The organism is Variovorax paradoxus (assembly GCF_000834655.1).
In the GTDB taxonomy this organism is placed as follows: domain Bacteria; phylum Pseudomonadota; class Gammaproteobacteria; order Burkholderiales; family Burkholderiaceae_C; genus Variovorax; species Variovorax paradoxus_F.
The window spans coordinates 69,977-84,430 of the sequence record NZ_JXQQ01000043.1; the positions used below are offsets into that span (position 1 = coordinate 69,977).

General features: G+C 67.9%; 14 protein-coding genes and 1 pseudogene. 2 read left to right on the forward strand and 13 right to left on the reverse strand.

The features are described 5' to 3' along the window. Positions 1–10: 10 nt before the first annotated feature. The 11 genes from gspF to gspG form a co-directional block, all read right to left on the reverse strand. Positions 11–1,249: a type II secretion system inner membrane protein GspF gene (gene gspF / locus RT97_RS18340; protein ID WP_042580236.1), complete on the reverse strand. Its 1,239-nt coding sequence runs from the start codon at positions 1,247–1,249 to the stop codon at positions 11–13. A gap of 30 nt (positions 1,250–1,279) precedes the next feature. After that, the gene (locus RT97_RS18345) at positions 1,280–2,671 is read right to left on the reverse strand and encodes a GspE/PulE family protein (RefSeq protein ID WP_042580237.1); all 1,392 of its coding nucleotides are present in this window, start codon (positions 2,669–2,671) and stop codon (positions 1,280–1,282) included. A 5-nt stretch (positions 2,672–2,676) separates the two neighbouring features. Further along, positions 2,677–4,989, reverse strand: coding sequence for a type II secretion system secretin GspD (gspD, locus tag RT97_RS18350; protein ID WP_042580238.1), 2,313 nt, complete (start codon positions 4,987–4,989; stop codon positions 2,677–2,679). A 2-nt stretch (positions 4,990–4,991) separates the two neighbouring features. Beyond that, positions 4,992–5,801, reverse strand: coding sequence for a type II secretion system protein N (gene gspN / locus RT97_RS18355; RefSeq protein WP_042580239.1), 810 nt, complete (start codon positions 5,799–5,801; stop codon positions 4,992–4,994). A 10-nt stretch (positions 5,802–5,811) separates the two neighbouring features. Next, positions 5,812–6,348, reverse strand: a complete 537-nt coding sequence (gene gspM, locus RT97_RS18360) for a type II secretion system protein GspM (RefSeq protein WP_042580240.1) — start codon at positions 6,346–6,348, stop codon at positions 5,812–5,814. Next, positions 6,345–7,556, reverse strand: a complete 1,212-nt coding sequence (gene gspL / locus RT97_RS18365) for a type II secretion system protein GspL (RefSeq protein WP_042580241.1) — start codon at positions 7,554–7,556, stop codon at positions 6,345–6,347. The genes gspM and gspL overlap by 4 nt, the downstream gene beginning before the upstream one ends. Positions 7,557–7,684: 128 nt before the next feature. Then, positions 7,685–8,689 (reverse strand): type II secretion system minor pseudopilin GspK, encoded by a 1,005-nt coding sequence (gene gspK / locus RT97_RS18370; protein WP_042580242.1) that lies wholly within the window; start codon positions 8,687–8,689, stop codon positions 7,685–7,687. After that, on the reverse strand, positions 8,686–9,363 hold the full coding sequence (locus RT97_RS18375) for a PulJ/GspJ family protein (RefSeq protein WP_042580243.1): 678 nt from the start codon (positions 9,361–9,363) through the stop codon (positions 8,686–8,688). Before RT97_RS18375 ends, gspK begins: the two co-directional genes overlap by 4 nt. Next, positions 9,363–9,746: a type II secretion system minor pseudopilin GspI gene (gspI, locus tag RT97_RS18380; RefSeq protein ID WP_042580244.1), complete on the reverse strand. Its 384-nt coding sequence runs from the start codon at positions 9,744–9,746 to the stop codon at positions 9,363–9,365. The genes RT97_RS18375 and gspI overlap by 1 nt, the downstream gene beginning before the upstream one ends. After that, positions 9,743–10,216: a prepilin-type N-terminal cleavage/methylation domain-containing protein gene (locus tag RT97_RS18385; protein WP_042580245.1), complete on the reverse strand. Its 474-nt coding sequence runs from the start codon at positions 10,214–10,216 to the stop codon at positions 9,743–9,745. The genes gspI and RT97_RS18385 overlap by 4 nt, the downstream gene beginning before the upstream one ends. Beyond that, a complete protein-coding gene (gspG, locus tag RT97_RS18390; RefSeq protein ID WP_042580246.1) occupies positions 10,191–10,631 on the reverse strand; it encodes a type II secretion system major pseudopilin GspG in 441 nt (146 codons plus the stop codon). The genes RT97_RS18385 and gspG overlap by 26 nt, the downstream gene beginning before the upstream one ends. 49 nt (positions 10,632–10,680) lie before the next feature. Between gspG and RT97_RS18395 the strand changes: the two genes are divergently transcribed. Continuing rightward, entirely contained in the window at positions 10,681–11,319 is a 639-nt protein-coding gene (locus RT97_RS18395; protein WP_042580247.1) for a type II secretion system protein N, read from the forward strand. Between the two features lie 69 nt (positions 11,320–11,388). Here the strand turns inward: RT97_RS18395 and ilvA are convergent, their stop codons facing one another. Further along, entirely contained in the window at positions 11,389–13,005 is a 1,617-nt protein-coding gene (gene ilvA, locus RT97_RS18400) for a threonine ammonia-lyase, biosynthetic (protein ID WP_042580248.1), read from the reverse strand. Positions 13,006–13,055: 50 nt separating this feature from the next. Between ilvA and RT97_RS18405 the strand changes: the two genes are divergently transcribed. Next, positions 13,056–14,186, forward strand: coding sequence for a hypothetical protein (locus RT97_RS18405; protein WP_042580249.1), 1,131 nt, complete (start codon positions 13,056–13,058; stop codon positions 14,184–14,186). A 91-nt stretch (positions 14,187–14,277) separates the two neighbouring features. Here RT97_RS18405 and RT97_RS33870 read toward each other — a convergent pair. After that, positions 14,278–14,454, reverse strand: a pseudogene (locus RT97_RS33870) (porin); the annotation flags it as partial.

Sequence of the window (14,454 nt, forward strand, 5' to 3'; positions counted from 1 at the left end):
GCTCCCGGGGTTACTTCACGAACTGGTTGAGCTGGATGATCGGCAGCATCACGGCCAGCACGATCAGCATGACCACGCCGCCCATCGCCACGATCAGCAGCGGCTCGAGGATGGTCGCCAGGTGCATCGCGCGGCGCTGCACCTCGGCGCCCAGCTGGTTGGCCGCGCGCTGCAGCATCAGCGGCAGGGTGCCGGTCTGCTCGCCCAGGCGCGCGAACATCGACACCAGGCCCGGAAAGCGCTTCTTTTGCGCGAGCGCCGAAGCGAGCGGCGCGCCTTCGCGCACCAGCACCAGCGCGTCGAGCGCATCGGCACGCATCGCGCGATTGCCCAGCGTTTCGGACGCGGCCTGCAGCGCGCGCAGGATCGGCACGCCGGCGGTGGCCAGCATCGCGAGCGTGCTGGCGAAGCGCGCCGCGTTGTAGCCGCGCGCGAGCTTGCCGACCAGCGGCAGCTTGAGCCAGGCGGCATCGAACTTCAGGCGGAAGGCCTCTTGCGCCAGCGCCACCCGAATGCCGATGGCTGCGAGTACCACGCCGCCCAGCATCCACCAGCCGTAGTTGCGCACGCCCGCGCTCAGCGAGAGCATCACGGTGGTGAGGAAGGGCAGCGAGCGCTTGGTGCCCGCGAACACCTGCGCCACCTGCGGCACCACGTAGCTCACGAGAAAGATCACGATCACGATCGCCACCAGCGTGACGATGGCCGGGTACAGCGCCGCGCCGATGAGCTTCTGCTGCAGCGCTTGCCGTTCTTCCAGGTCGTCGGCCAGGCGGTCGAGCACGAGGCCGAGGTTGCCGCTCTGCTCGCCGGCGCCGATCACGGCGGTGTAGATGGGCGAGAACTCGCGCGAGTGCGCCGACAGCGCGCGCGCGAAGGGCGAGCCCGCGTTGACCTCGGCGCGCAGCGAGGCGACGAGGTTGCGCTGCGGCTCCGATTCGGCTTCGTCGGTGAGCGCAGTGAGCGCGCGTTCGAGCGGCAGGCCCGACGAGACGAGGCCCGCGAGCTGCCGGGTCCACACGGCAAGGCCCGTGGAATTGAAGACGCGCTTGCCGCCGCCCAGCCAGCGGCTGAGGTTGCTGCGCTGGCCGGTGCCGTTGATGTGGTCGCTGCCGACCGGCGTGACCGACAGCGGAATCAGCGCCTGCGCGCGCAGCAGGCTGCGGGCGCTGCGCGCGGTGTCGGCCTCGAGCACGCCTTCGCGCGACTGGCCGCTGGCGTCGATGGCTTCGAAGGAATAGGCAGGCATGGCGAGTGTGGCGAGGTGGGGCGCTGGCCGCTAGTCGCGCGTGACCCGCAGCAGTTCCGCGCGCGAGGTGATGCCGGCCTGCACCAGCCGTTCGCCGTCTTCGCGCATGAGCCGCAGGCCACCGCGCGCGCCGGCCTGGAGCAGCTCGCTCTCGGCCGCCTTGCTGTGGATGAGGCCCTGCACGGTTTCGTCGGCCACCAGCAATTCGAAGATGCCGGTGCGGCCCTGGTAACCCGTTTGCCCGCAGACGTCGCAGCCCGCGCCGCCGCAGCTCGTGCAGACCTTGCGCACGAGGCGCTGCGCGAGCACGCCCAGCAGCGACGAGCTCAGGAGGAAGGGCTCGACACCCATGTCGGTCAGACGCGTGACGGCGCTGACCGAGTCGTTGGTGTGCAGCGTCGCGAGCACCAGGTGGCCGGTGAGCGAAGCCTGGATGGCGATCTGCGCGGTCTCGAAGTCGCGGATTTCGCCGATCATGATCACGTCCGGGTCTTGCCGCAGGATGGCGCGCAGGGCCTTGGCGAAGGTGAGTTCGATCTTGGCGTTGATCTGCGTCTGGCCCACGCCCGGCAGCTCGTACTCGATCGGGTCTTCCACCGTCATGATGTTGCTGCGGCTCGCGTCCAGGCGGGCCAGCGCCGCATACAGCGTGGTGGTCTTGCCCGAGCCGGTCGGCCCGGTCACCAGGATGATGCCGTGCGGCTGCGTGATGAGTTTTTCGAAGCGCTGCAGCGTGTCGCCCTGCATGCCGACCGATTCGAGCGTGAGCTTCGATTCGCTCTTGTCCAGCAGGCGCAGCACCGCGCGTTCGCCGTGCGCGCTCGGCAGCGTGGAGACGCGCACGTCGACCGCGCGCGTGCCGATGCGCAGGCTGATGCGCCCGTCCTGCGGCAGCCGCTTTTCGGAGATGTCGAGGTCGGCCATGATCTTCAACCGCGAGATCAGTGCCGCATGCAGCGCGCGGTTGGGTTGCACCACCTCGCGCAGCGTGCCGTCGATGCGAAAGCGCACCGACGATGTGCGCTCGTAGGGCTCGATGTGGATGTCGCTCGCGCCGTCGCGCGCGGCCTGCGTGAGCAGCGCATTGAGCATGCGGATGATCGGCGCGTCGCCCGCGCTCGCCAGCAAGTCTTCGACCGCCGGCAGCTCCTGCATCATGCGCGAGAGGTCGGCGTCGTTCTGCACTTCGCTCACCACCGCGGCGGCGCTCGATTCGCCCTGCGCATAGGCCGCGCTGATGCGCTGCGCCAGCGCCACATCGGCCAGCACCTCGAAGGCCTGCACGCCGTACTTGCGCGCCACCTCGCCGACCGCGCTGCGCGCCGGGTGCGACGACATCCACAGCGTGTAGCGGCCGTCGTCGGCCTCTTCGAGCAGGAGTTGCTGGCTGCGTGCGAACGCGTAGGGAAGCGGGTAGCGCATGGAGATCAAGGCAGTTCGCGCGAGGAGACCGGGTCGGCGGTGGGAGGCAGGGCGCCGCGCAACGGGCTCGGCGCGAGCTTGCGGGTGTCGGCCAGCGGCTGCGGCGGCGGAATGAGCTGCGTGCCTTCCATGCGGGTGCTGCCGCTTCCGCGGTTGTTCGAGCGCTGCAGCGACAGGTCGGGCACCACGGGTGCGGCGTCCACGCCGCGCAGCATGATGTTGTCGGTGTTCGGCTGCGTCTGGATCTGCTGGCCCCGGATCTCGTCGTAGCGGTCGTAGGCGAAGGCCTCGGTCGAGGCGCCGTCGCGCATCACCGCGGGGCGCAGGAACATCATGAGATTGCTCTTGTTGCGCGTGCGGTTCTCGTTCTTGAACAGGTTGCCCAGCACCGGGATGTCGCCGGCCAGCGGCACCTTCTCGATGTTGTTGTTGTAGGTGTCGGAGAGCAGGCCGCCCAGCATGACCAGGCCGCCGTCTTCCACCAGCACGCTCGACTCGATCGAGCGCTTGTTGGTGGTCGGTCCGTTGGGGTTGCTCAGCGAGTTCTGGTCGACGGTCGAGGTCTCCTGGAAGATCGTCATCCGCACCGTGCCGTTCTCGTTGATGGTCGGTCGCACGCGCAGCGTGAGGCCCACGTCCTTGCGCTCCACGGTGGTGAACGGGTTCACGCCCACCGAGCCCGAGGTGCTGGCGTAGGAGCCGGTGGGGAAGGGCACGTTCTGGCCGATGATGATCTTGGCTTCTTCGTTGTCCAGTGTCAGCAGGTTGGGCGTGGAGAGCACGTTGGCGTCGCCGTCGCTGTTGAAGAAGTTGGCGATCGCGCCCAGGATGTACTGGCCGCCGATCTTGCCGGCGATGCCCAGGTTCAGCCCCGGCTGGATCGAGCCCGCCAGGCCCGCGGCATTGCGCGTGGCCAGCGCCTGGGTCAGCGCCAGGATGTTCATCTTGTTGAGGCTGGAGTTGGTGCCGATGACCGCGTTGTTGCCCAACGCGCTCTGCCACTGGACACCGAAGTTCGCGGCCTTGTTCGCGCTCACCTCGACGATCAGCGCCTCGATCATCACCTGCGCGCGCCGGCCGTCGAGCTTGTCGATCACCGCGCGCATCTGCCGGTACTGCGGCTCGGGCGCGGTGATGATTAGCGAGTTGGTCGACGGGTCGGCCTGGATCTGGCCGCCGGTCGAGGGCTGGTTGGCGTTGTTCAGCGGCGCGTTGGCGGCCGGCGAGCCGCTCTGACCGCTGCCGCTCAGGCTGTTCTGGTTGTTCTGCTGGAAGCTGGCCTGCTGCGGCGCGGGGCTGGTGCCGCCACCGCCGGCGGCACCGGGCGTGCCCGGCGTGGACTGCTGGTTCGCCGCCATTGCGGCGCGCAGCGTGGCGGCCAGGCGCACCGCATCGGCGTTCTTCAGATACACCACGTAGATGTTGCCCGCCAGGCCGTTGCTGCTTTCCACGGGCGGACGATCGAGCTTCTCGACCAGCGTGCGAACCAGTTGCGCGCGCGCCGGGTTGGCGGCGCGCAGGATCAGTGCGTTGCTGCGCGGATCGGCCAGGAGCGTGGTGCGGAACGACGCATCGACCGCGCCCGGCGCAGCACCGGGCGCCGCGCCCGAGCCGCTGCCGTCGACCAGCCGCTGCACGAGCGGCAGCAGGTCGCTCGCCACCGAGTGCTTGAGCGGGATGATCTCGATGTCCGATGCATTGGGCACGTCGAGCGCCGCGATGATGCGCGCGAGCCGGCGCATGTTGTCGGCGTAGTCGGTGATCACGAGCGAGTTGTTGCCCGGGTTCACGTTGATGGTGTTGTTCGGCGGAATCAGCGGACGCAGCACCGGCAGCAGGCTGTTGGGCGACTCGTAGTTGAGCCGGAAGATCTGCGTGACGATCTGGTTGCTGCCCGACGAAGCGGTGGCGCCGATCGAGGTGTTGACCGTGCTGCTCTGCAGCTTGGCGTCGGCCTCGGGCACCACCTTGTAGAGGCCGTCGGCCTCCACCACCGCAAAGCCCTGCAGGCGCAGCGCCGAGGCGAACTGGTTGAAGGCGGCGGCCGGCTGGATGGCCCGGTCGGTGACCAGGTTCATCGTGCCCTTCACGCGCGGATCGACCACCACGTCGCGCCCGGTGACCACCGCCATGGTGCGGGCCACGGCCTCGATGTCGGCATTGGAGAAGTTGAGCGTGATCGGCTCGCCGCGGCGCGGCGCGTCGCCCTGCGCGAAGGCAGGCGGCAGCACCTGCAGGAAGGACGCCGCGATCAGCAGGCGCGCCGCGAGTGCGACGATGCCCAGGCGTGCGCCAGGCGAGGACAGTGGCTTCATCATGGTCAACCCAGGGTGATGATCGAACGCGCGTTGTCGCGTCGTCCGATGATGTTCAACAAATTGGAAAGAGCGTCTTCGCGGCCGGCCGCGGCACTGGCTTCGCCGTTGAAGCGGAAGGCGGTGCCGCTCCAGCTGCCGCTGCCGTTCAGCTGCAGGCTGCCTTCGCGCGTGCTCAGGAGCAGCGTGGGGCTGTTGCCGCCTTCGAGCGAGAGCCGGTAGCTGCCCATCGGCTTGAGCGTCGACAGGCTGGACGAAACATCGGTGGCGTCGAGCGTGGCCTGGCCCGCGATGCGCAGCACCGGGCCGTCCCACTGCAGCGAGAACGCCTTGGTGGAGATGTCGAGCGCGCCGTCGAGCTTGAGCGTGTTCCACGGCGCGCCCAGGCCCGTGAGCATCGTGGCGGGCCAGCGCGAGCGGCCGTCCTGCCAGTCGACCTTGACGCCGTTGCCGCGCGGGCTGGCCTTGAGTTCGAGCGGGCGGGGAGCGCAGCAGGGCAGATCGAGCGAAGCGAAGATGCCGCTGAAGCTCGGCCGCAGGCGCCAGTGCAGGAGTCCCGGCAGCGAGATGGCCTGCGCGCTGCCGGAGCCGCTGGCGAACACCACGGCCGCCGCGCCGTTCCAGACGGTGCCGCGCGGGTTGACCAGCAGCAGCCGGCCCTGGCTCCAGCTCGACAGCGCCGAGGCGAGCCAGCGCGCGGGTGCGAAAAGCACCACCGCGAGCACCGCGCCGATCGCGATGCCAAGGAGCGCCCAGCGCCAGCCGCGCCGCGGCTTGGGCTCGGAAAGAGCGGAAAGAGGGGCGCGCGTCACCATGCAAGGCTGTTCATCGGGGGGCGGGCAGCGCCATCACGACCGTGCCCTCCCAGCGGACTTGCGGGAGCAGCGGGGCGTCCTTGCTGCCTGGTACCGGCGTGGCGGCGGGCGCGCGCGTCAAGTGCACTTCGCGCGGGACCGCATGGGCATTGCCTCGCGCCTGGGCGAGCCACTGCGCGACGGTGCTGGCGGGCGTGGCGCGCAGCGTGATGGTGGCGCCGTCGCCACCGGCCGTCATGAGCTGCGCGTTGTTGACGCCCAGGCCTTCGCGCACCGAAGTCTCCAGCGATCGCAGCGCTTCGTCGCGGGCGAGCCGGGGTTGCGATTGCAGCGCTTTCGCGCGGTTCTGCAATGTGGCCATCTGCTGCAGTTGCGCATCGAGCTGCGCGTGTTCGGCCGGTGCCGCGGCCAGCGTGCGCAACGCGGGAGCGAGCGCAATCCACCAAAGCAAGGCCAGGGCCACCAGCGCGATGGCCGCGCCGACCATCTGGCGCTCGCGCGTTGCAAGGGCGGCCCAACGGGCCTTGAGTTGTTCGCTGAAGTTCATCGGGTGGCCTCGGCCTGCACGAGCAGCAGGTCGCCCTCGGTGCGCACGTTGTAGCCGCGCGGCGCCATCGCGCCGGTGATCTGCGAGACCTCCGAGGGCTGCAAGCCGAGGCCGCGCAGGCGCAGCTGGCCGCCGCTGTAGTCGACGGCCGAAGGCGTGCGGCCGGGCGGGAGGTTGGTGGCGAGTGCGCCGACCATCGGTTCGAAATCGGTCGCGGCCACGTCACCCACGGCCTGCTGAAGCGCCGCGACTTCGCGCGTCATCTGCAGTTGCGGGTCGACCACGATCTTCACCGAGGGAAAGGTCTGCGTGAGGATGACCTTGGCGGCCTGCCGCTTGGACTCGAGCGCGTTGCGCTCTTTCCAGGCCCAGGCATTGAGGCCGATGAGCTGGGTCAGCAGCAGCACGACGACGCCCCAGCGCGCGGCACGCCATTCGGGCGCATAGCGCAGGGTCTGCACCACCGAGGCGAATTTCTTGCCGGCGCGCGCGCGGCCCGTGGCGGCGAGATCGAACTGCGCGAGCTCCCACGGCGTGCGCGCGGCGTTGAGCCAGCGCTGCGGCGCCTGCACGATCGGCACGCGTCGCTCCAGCAGGTGCTCGGCGGCCTCGGCGACCGCGGGCTCGGTGGTGATGACGGCGGTGTCCAGCGGCAGGCTGCCCGAGAGCGCGAGACCTGCGCCGGCCAGCGGCAGCGAGACGACGCCATCGGCATCGCACACGGTCAGCTGCGGTGCCTCGGGTTCGCCGGTGATCTGCAGCAGCGGCGGGCCATCGGCCGGCAGCGGTGCGAATTCGGGAACGATGCGCACGACGCGGCGGCCGGCTGCTTCGAGCCCCTGCACGACGCTGCGCAGCCAGATGCGGTTGCAGGCGGCTACCCACACCGGCCCACCGGCCTTGGCATCGGGCTCCAGCGCGAAGTGCAGCGCCTCGGGGTCGTCGAGCAGGTGTTCTTCGAGCAGGCCGTCGAGCACGAGGCGCAGCTTCGATGCGCTGCCCATGCTGCCCTTGGGCAGCGTGACGCGGTGCCACGACAGCGCCGCCGAAGGAATGCCCAGCGTGACTTCGCTGCCCGAAGGCAGGAGTGCCAGCAACGCACGGCCCTGGTTGCGCAAGGCAATGCCGTCGTCGCCGGCCTGGGCCCAGTCGTACTCACCCGCGGCGTCGGCCGGAGGCAGTGGGGCAATGAGCAGCAGCGGGGTCATGGAGGGGTGTCGGAAAAGCCGGTGATTGTAGGAGGGCGTCTGACAGTCGATTGCTATTGTTTAAATAGCATAGTTGACAGATGTGACGGGCGTTATAAGGCTTTTTGATCAATATATGTAAACAACACTCAGGGTTTAGCCGGAGAGGTTGTTGCGCCGGCGCCGCGGGTGCGCCAGACCGTCGTCACCGTGACACCGTTTCGCTGCAGGAGCGAGTGCTCCTCGACCCAGGTGCGGTCCAGGCGTAATCGCCCATAGACCTCGAAGTACTGGGTGCCTACGCCGTGCTGGGCGGCATTGAAGCGGGAGCCGCCGCTGGGCAGCCCGGCGTTGGCCTCGTCGATGGTCTTGAAATAGGAGCGGGTGCGCTTCTCGACCAGTTGCCGCGCGCTGGCGATCGGCAGGTTCTCCATGCTGGCGCTGATGGCCTCGGCGCTCGCGGTGTTGAGGTTGAGCGTGGTGCGCACCGGCAGGACCGTCACGTAGGGCTCGATGGCCGCGGCCGTCGACGGCGAGAGCCCGAGCCACACCAGCTGCGAGACCTCTTGCGGCATCAGCGGCGCATTGCCGGCGTCGCCCCCGCCGGAGGCCTCGTCGGTGCCGGTGGACAGCGCCCTGGTGAGCCCGGTCGTCATCTGCGCGAGTTCCGAGGCCGGCAGGCCCAGCAGGTTGAAGAGCCGGGTGAACGTCGCGACGCTGGCCGGCACCGGCTTGCCCGCATCGACCAGCGACAGCACGTTGAGCTTGGACTGCGCATCGACGATCCGGCCCGAAAGAAAGGCGTCGGGCAGGCCTTCGAGGTTGTCGCTCGCCACGTTCTTTTCGGCCGAGAGAAAGCTGGTGAGCCGCGCCTCTTCGAGCGGCACCGCCCAAGGTTCGCCCAGGTGGTCGGGGCCGCCGGCGCGGCCGTCCTCGGCAAGGATCAGGCGCGACCAGTCGAGCGCGCCGATCAGCACCCAGGCCGCCTGCACGCGCGCGCGCTCGGCGCCTTCGACTTCGGCCGCGCGCCATTGCTGCCAGAGTGCGGCCGCGGAGAAGGTGGCCACGAGCATCACGGTCAGCATCGCGGCGAGCAGTGCGGCGCCGGACTGGCGGCATGCATGGCGTGCGAATGCAGGAGCGCGTCTCGTCATGACCGCGCGCCCCCCACGATCGGCTTGACCCAGTCGCGCGTGAGCGTGCCCGACAGCCCGTTGCCCGGCGGCAGGCTGATCACCAGGCGCACGCCGTCGGGCATGTTGACGATCGGGCCGGCGGGGGTGGCCGGATTGGCGGGCGTCGGAGGCAGCGAGCTCGCGGGGGTCCAGTTGTTGTCGCGGAAGTAATAGAGCTGCCAGCTGCTGGTGGGCATCAGCGCGACGTCGTTGTAGCCGCCGGCTTGCGTTCCGCCGTCCTGCGCCCAGGAGGCCGCGAGGTTCCAGGCCTGCTGCCATTCACCGCGCGTGGTGAAGGCCTGCGACTGCCAGCGCTGCCAGCGCGGGCCTTCGACGCCCGGCCGCAGCGTCCAGGCCACCACCTGCATGCTCGGCGCCATCGGGTCGCTGCCGCGGCGCGTGAGCCGCAGCACGTTGCCGTCCCAGTCGATGGGGCGGGTCTGCGCGATGGAGGTCACCGCGTCGAGGTCGGCGCCCCATTGGGCAAGCGTGGCCTGCAGGGTCAGGATGGCGTCGGCGCGCTGCTGGTTCTGCGTGGTGGCGCGCGACATGCTGTCCAGGCCGCGCCAGCTCACGAGCGAGAGCAGGGCCATCACCGAGATGGCCACGAGCAGCTCGATCAGCGTGAAGCCGCGCGACGTCTGGGTCTTCATCAGAAGCGCCCCACCACGGTCGAGATGCGCAGGATCGGCGCATCGCCTTCGTCGCGCACCTGCACGTCCACGCGCCGGAAGTTCGGGTTGAGCGTGGGCACGGTCGAGGTCGTCACGTTGAACGAGACGCCCGCCTGCACGCAGATGGAGCCCGAGTCGCCCACGGCCGGCATCTGCCGTGCGAGGCGGGCCTTGGCAAGTTCGTTTTCGGCGCAGAGGTCCGCCAGCACGAGGTCGGACTGGCGCTGCGCATTGCGCGTGAGCGACATGGTGGCCTGCGAGCCCGCGGCCAGCGCGAGCGCGACGATGCCCAGCGCGATCAGCACTTCGATCAGCGTGAAGCCGCCGTTGGCCGATGCCCTTTTTCGGCGCCGCAGTCTCATGGCACGGGGAAGACGGTGAAGGGGCGCAGCCCGTCGGTGGCGATGCGCAGCGCGCGCGCGGGCGGGCCGGCGGAATAGAGCGTGATCTGTTGCGCCGCGATGATTGGATCGGGCCCCAGCTGCAGCGCCGGAACCAGCGTGCCGTTGCCCAGCGCAGCCTGTGCGGTGATGCCTTCGGCGACCCACCCGCTGGGGATCGCATCGGCAGGAAGGCCGTCGAAGACGAAGCTGCCTTCGACGGGGCGCCACCGCACGGCGACGCCGCTGGCCCGCGACTGGGCGCGGGCGGATTCGAGGAGGGCGGCGAGCCGGTCGGCTTCGCGGTCGAGCTTGGCGGCGCTGCTGTCGCGCATGGCAAAACTCACGCTGGCGGTGGCGATCGCGATGATCGCGATCACGATGATCAGCTCGAGCAGCGTGAAGCCGCGCGCCGTGGCGTTGCCGCTATTGCCAGCTGCCGATGTCGGCATTCTTGCCCTCGCCGCCGTTCTGTCCATCGGCGCCGAACGAGAGCACGTCGATTTCGCCCTTGATGCCCGGGTTCATGTACTGGTAGGGGTGGCCCCACGGATCGTTGGGCAGCTTCTCGACGTAGGGCTTCCAGTTCGGGGCGGCCGGACCGACGGTGGGGCGCGTCAGCAGCGCCTGCAGGCCCTGTTCGGCGGTCGGGTAGCGCTGGTTGTCCAGGCGATAGAGCTTGAGCGCCTGCATCAGGTTGTTGATGTCGGTGCGGGCGGCGGTCACGCGGGCGTCGTCGGCGCGCTCGATCACGTTCGGCACGATCAGCGCGGCGAGCACGCCGATGATGACCAGCACCACCATCAGTTCGATCAGCGTGAAGCCGCGCTGGGCGGTCCGGGAAGCGGCACGAAGGAATTTGTTCATAGGTTGGGCGACATGATTCGGAAAGCGCGCTGCATGATAATCCGCGCCCATGACAAGTCCTTACTCCGCCGCCCGCTGGCATGCCCCACTTGCAACAACGGGGCTTTGGGCGCTGGCCGCTGGCGCCGCGGTGTTCTGGGCCTTGCGCCTGTCCTCGCCGGCCGACGCGGTGGCCGCCGCGGCCGCGATGCCGCGGCCTTCGGTCACGGCGGATGCAGAGGCGGTCGGGCGATTGCTCGGCGTGGTCTCCGCGCAGGCCGCCGCGCCTGCCGCCCCCGAGGCGGCCAGCCGCTTCGCGCTGGTGGGCGTGGTGGCGGATCCGTCGAACCAGGGCGCCGCGCTGATCGCCATCGACGGCAAGCCGCCCAAGCCATTCCGCGTCGGCTCGCGCGTCGGCGACAACTACGTGCTGCAGTCGGTGGGCGTGCGCGCCGCGACGCTCGGTGCGCAGGTCGATGGACCGCCAGCGTTCACGCTGCAACTGCCGGTGCGCGCGCCGATCAGCGTGGGCTTGCCGCCGCCGCCGATCTCCGGCGTGTCGCCCGCACCGGTGCCGGCACAGCGGGTGGCCGGGGTGTTGCCGTCCACCATGCCTACTGTGGTGACGCCGCCCCCGACACCTCAGCCCGACACGTCGCAGCAACAACCGCCGCAAGGGCAGGCGCCGGCGCAAGCGGCCGCGCAGTAGCGCGATGCACGCATGAATTGAAAAAGCCGGCTGCATGCCGGCTTTTTTGTTGTTCGCGATGGCCGCGCTTCAGGCTTGCAGGAACAGCCGGTAGGCCGGGTTGGCCGTTTCCTCGACGTAGGGGTAGCCCAGGTTTTCGAGGAATGCATCGAAGGCAGCTGCATCGCTGGCCGGCACCTGCAGCCCGACCAGGATGCGGCCGTAGTCGGCGCCCTGGTTGCGGTAGTGGAACAGGCTGATGTTCCAGTTCGGCCGCATCAGGCTCAGGAACTTGAGCAGCGCGCCGGGACGCTCGGGGAACACGAAGCGCAGCAGGCGCTCGTCGTGCGCGAGGCCTGTGCGCCCGCCGACCAGGTGCCGCAGATGCTCCTTGGCGAGCTCGTCGTGCGTGAGGTCGAGCGCGTCGAAGCCGTGATCGATGAAGCTCTGGGCAATGACGGCCGATTCGCCGCGCGCCGACGTCGTGAGGCCGACGAACACATGCGCCTTGGCCGCGTCGCTGATGCGGTAGTTGAACTCGGTCACGTTGCGCAACGCGCCGCCGGTCGATCCGGATTCCTTGGCATCGCTCGCGGGCAGTTCGCCCACCAGCTCGCAGAAGCGGCGGAAGCTGCCGCGCTCCTCGGGAATGGTGACCGCGAAGAGCGCCTCGCGTTCCTCGCCGACCTCGGCGCGTTCGGCCACGAAGCGCAGCCGGTCGAAATTCATGTTGGCGCCGCACAGGATGGCGGCGTAGGTCTCGCCATGGCGGCCATGGTCGGCCACGTATTGCTTGATCGCGGCCACGGCCAGCGCGCCCGCCGGCTCGACGATGCTGCGCGTGTCGACGAAGACGTCCTTGATGGCGGCGCAGACCGCGTCGGTGTCGACGGCGATGTATTCGTCCACCAGTTCGCTCGCGATGCGGAAGGTTTCCTCCCCGACCAGCTTGACGGCGGTGCCGTCGGAAAACAGGCCCACGTCGGGCAGGTTCACGCGCTGACGGGCAGCGACCGATTGCATCATCGCGTCGGAGTCGTTCATCTGCACGCCGATCACTTTGATCTCGGGGCGCACGGCCTTGATGTAGTTGGCCACGCCGGAGATCAGCCCGCCGCCGCCGATCGCAACGAAGACCGCATCGAGCGGGCCCTGGTGCTGGCGCAGGATTTCCATGGCGATGGTGCCCTGGCCCGCGATGACGTCCGGATCGTCGAAAGGATGGACGAACGTCAGGTTCTGCTGTTTCTGCAATTCGAGGGCATGCAGGTAAGCATCGGAATAGCTGTCGCCGTGCAGGACGATTTCGCCGCCGAATCCGCGCACGGCGTCGATCTTCAACTTGGGCGTGGTCACCGGCATGACGATCACCGCGCGGGTGCCGAGCTTGCGCGCACCGAGGGCGACGCCTTGCGCGTGATTGCCGGCCGAGGCGCAGATCACGCCGCTCGCTAATTGCGCGGCGCTCAAATGCGCCATCTTGTTGTATGCGCCGCGAAGTTTGAAGCTGAATACCGGCTGCTGGTCTTCGCGCTTGAGCAAAACGGTATTTCCAAGGCGCTCGCTGAGCGCCCGTGCCTTCTCGAGCGCGGACTCGACAGCGACGTCGTAAACCCGGGCGTTGAGAATTTTTCTGAGATAGTCGGCGGGCGTCAATTGCGCCGGTACAAATGCCGTGTGCGTAGCTTTTTCCAAGGGAGTTTTCATTTGTTCACCCATGATGATAAATGGTATCGAGATTGCTTGCGAGATATGACATGGACACAAATGTCATAACTCTCTTCAATAGCGTGCCGGCAGCAAATGATTCTGGTTTTTTTGCGCGCACCTATTCCGCAATTCATACGCCTGCAAATGAAATTACGTTTGAGCAAAATTTGTTATCAGTTTTTGTCAGTGACCTTTCGAAGGGACTGATGAAAGCCGAAGCGGCGCGCGTCCAGCGAGGAGAAATCGGACGCCCCACTTGGCAAGTGATGGGCAACAGATTGCGTGCACACATCGTTCCGCTGCTGGGCGATTTGCCTGCGCAGTCGATTGCCACATCCGATGTGCAGCGACTGATCGATCACCTCGGTGAGCAGGGTTTCACCAGCACGACGATTGCGCAGTACCTGGTGCTGTTGCGAAAGGTGGTGATGCATGGCGTGCACACCGGTGTGCTGCGCGAGGCGCCGCCGTTTCCGAAGGTCAAGGTGCGCAGCCAGCCGCGTGGAAGCTTCAGCGTTTCGGAATACCGAACGATCGTTGCAACTGCGCGCAGTTTGCGCGGGCATTCGCACCCTGTGCTCGACACCTTGAACTCGGGAGAGCGCTTCTGGATTGCACGTGAACTTCTTGTCATGCCGGAAGAACTGCCTTGGCTGATTCGCTGGATGGTGAACACCTTCGTTCGTCCGAGCGACATCAAGCTCATGAAGCACAAGCACATCGAGGTCGTGCGCGGCAAGCACGTCTATTTGCGAATGAATCTGCCGGAGACCAAGCGGCACAGCCAGCCCATCGTGAGCTTGCGTCCGGCTGTGCGGGTTTATGAATGTCTGCTCGCTCATCGCGGCGAGCATGGCCACGGCGGTGCCGAGGACTACATCTTCATGCCGCACTTGAAGAACCGAGAACACGCGCTGGCGGTGCTCAACTTCTTCTTTCATTGGGTGCTCGAGAAGGCCGGCCTTGAAAAAGGACCATTGGGCCAGTCGAGGACGCTCTATTGCCTGCGACACACCGCGATCACGTTGCGGCTCTTGTATGGGCAAGGCATCGACATGCTGACCTTGGCGCGCAATGCGCGGACGAGCGTCAACATGGTGGAGCGTTTCTACGCGTCGGTGCTGAGCGGAGAAATGAATGTGGGGCTGCTGCAGAGCAGGCGGAGTCGAGTGAGTTGAAGAAGGACAAAAAGTCGCCCGATGTGAGTCGGGCGACTTGAGCATTTGCGGATTCGAACTGGCCTGGGCCAGCATCGGGATCAAATCGCAATCAGAAGGCGTGACGGAGACCGAAGTCGTAGCCGGTCGAGGTCTTCGGGGTCAAGCCACCGGCGGTCACGAACGAAGGGCCGCCAACGGTCAGACCTGCACCGTTCTTGTTGCGCACGCGAGCGATCGTTGCGTACAGAGCCGTGCGCTTCGACAGGTTGTGCACGTAGCCGATTGC

Coding starts and splice junctions, on each gene's coding strand:
- gspF (WP_042580236.1), bottom strand. CDS start 1,249: ATGCCTGCCTATTCCTTCGAAGCCATCGACGCCAGCGGCCAGTCGCGC.
- RT97_RS18345 (WP_042580237.1), bottom strand. CDS start 2,671: ATGCGCTACCCGCTTCCCTACGCGTTCGCACGCAGCCAGCAACTCCTG.
- gspD (WP_042580238.1), bottom strand. CDS start 4,989: ATGATGAAGCCACTGTCCTCGCCTGGCGCACGCCTGGGCATCGTCGCA.
- gspN (WP_042580239.1), bottom strand. CDS start 5,801: ATGGTGACGCGCGCCCCTCTTTCCGCTCTTTCCGAGCCCAAGCCGCGG.
- gspM (WP_042580240.1), bottom strand. CDS start 6,348: ATGAACTTCAGCGAACAACTCAAGGCCCGTTGGGCCGCCCTTGCAACG.
- gspL (WP_042580241.1), bottom strand. CDS start 7,556: ATGACCCCGCTGCTGCTCATTGCCCCACTGCCTCCGGCCGACGCCGCG.
- gspK (WP_042580242.1), bottom strand. CDS start 8,689: ATGACGAGACGCGCTCCTGCATTCGCACGCCATGCATGCCGCCAGTCC.
- RT97_RS18375 (WP_042580243.1), bottom strand. CDS start 9,363: ATGAAGACCCAGACGTCGCGCGGCTTCACGCTGATCGAGCTGCTCGTG.
- gspI (WP_042580244.1), bottom strand. CDS start 9,746: ATGAGACTGCGGCGCCGAAAAAGGGCATCGGCCAACGGCGGCTTCACG.
- RT97_RS18385 (WP_042580245.1), bottom strand. CDS start 10,216: ATGCCGACATCGGCAGCTGGCAATAGCGGCAACGCCACGGCGCGCGGC.
- gspG (WP_042580246.1), bottom strand. CDS start 10,631: ATGAACAAATTCCTTCGTGCCGCTTCCCGGACCGCCCAGCGCGGCTTC.
- RT97_RS18395 (WP_042580247.1), top strand. CDS start 10,681: ATGACAAGTCCTTACTCCGCCGCCCGCTGGCATGCCCCACTTGCAACA.
- ilvA (WP_042580248.1), bottom strand. CDS start 13,005: ATGAAAACTCCCTTGGAAAAAGCTACGCACACGGCATTTGTACCGGCG.
- RT97_RS18405 (WP_042580249.1), top strand. CDS start 13,056: ATGGACACAAATGTCATAACTCTCTTCAATAGCGTGCCGGCAGCAAAT.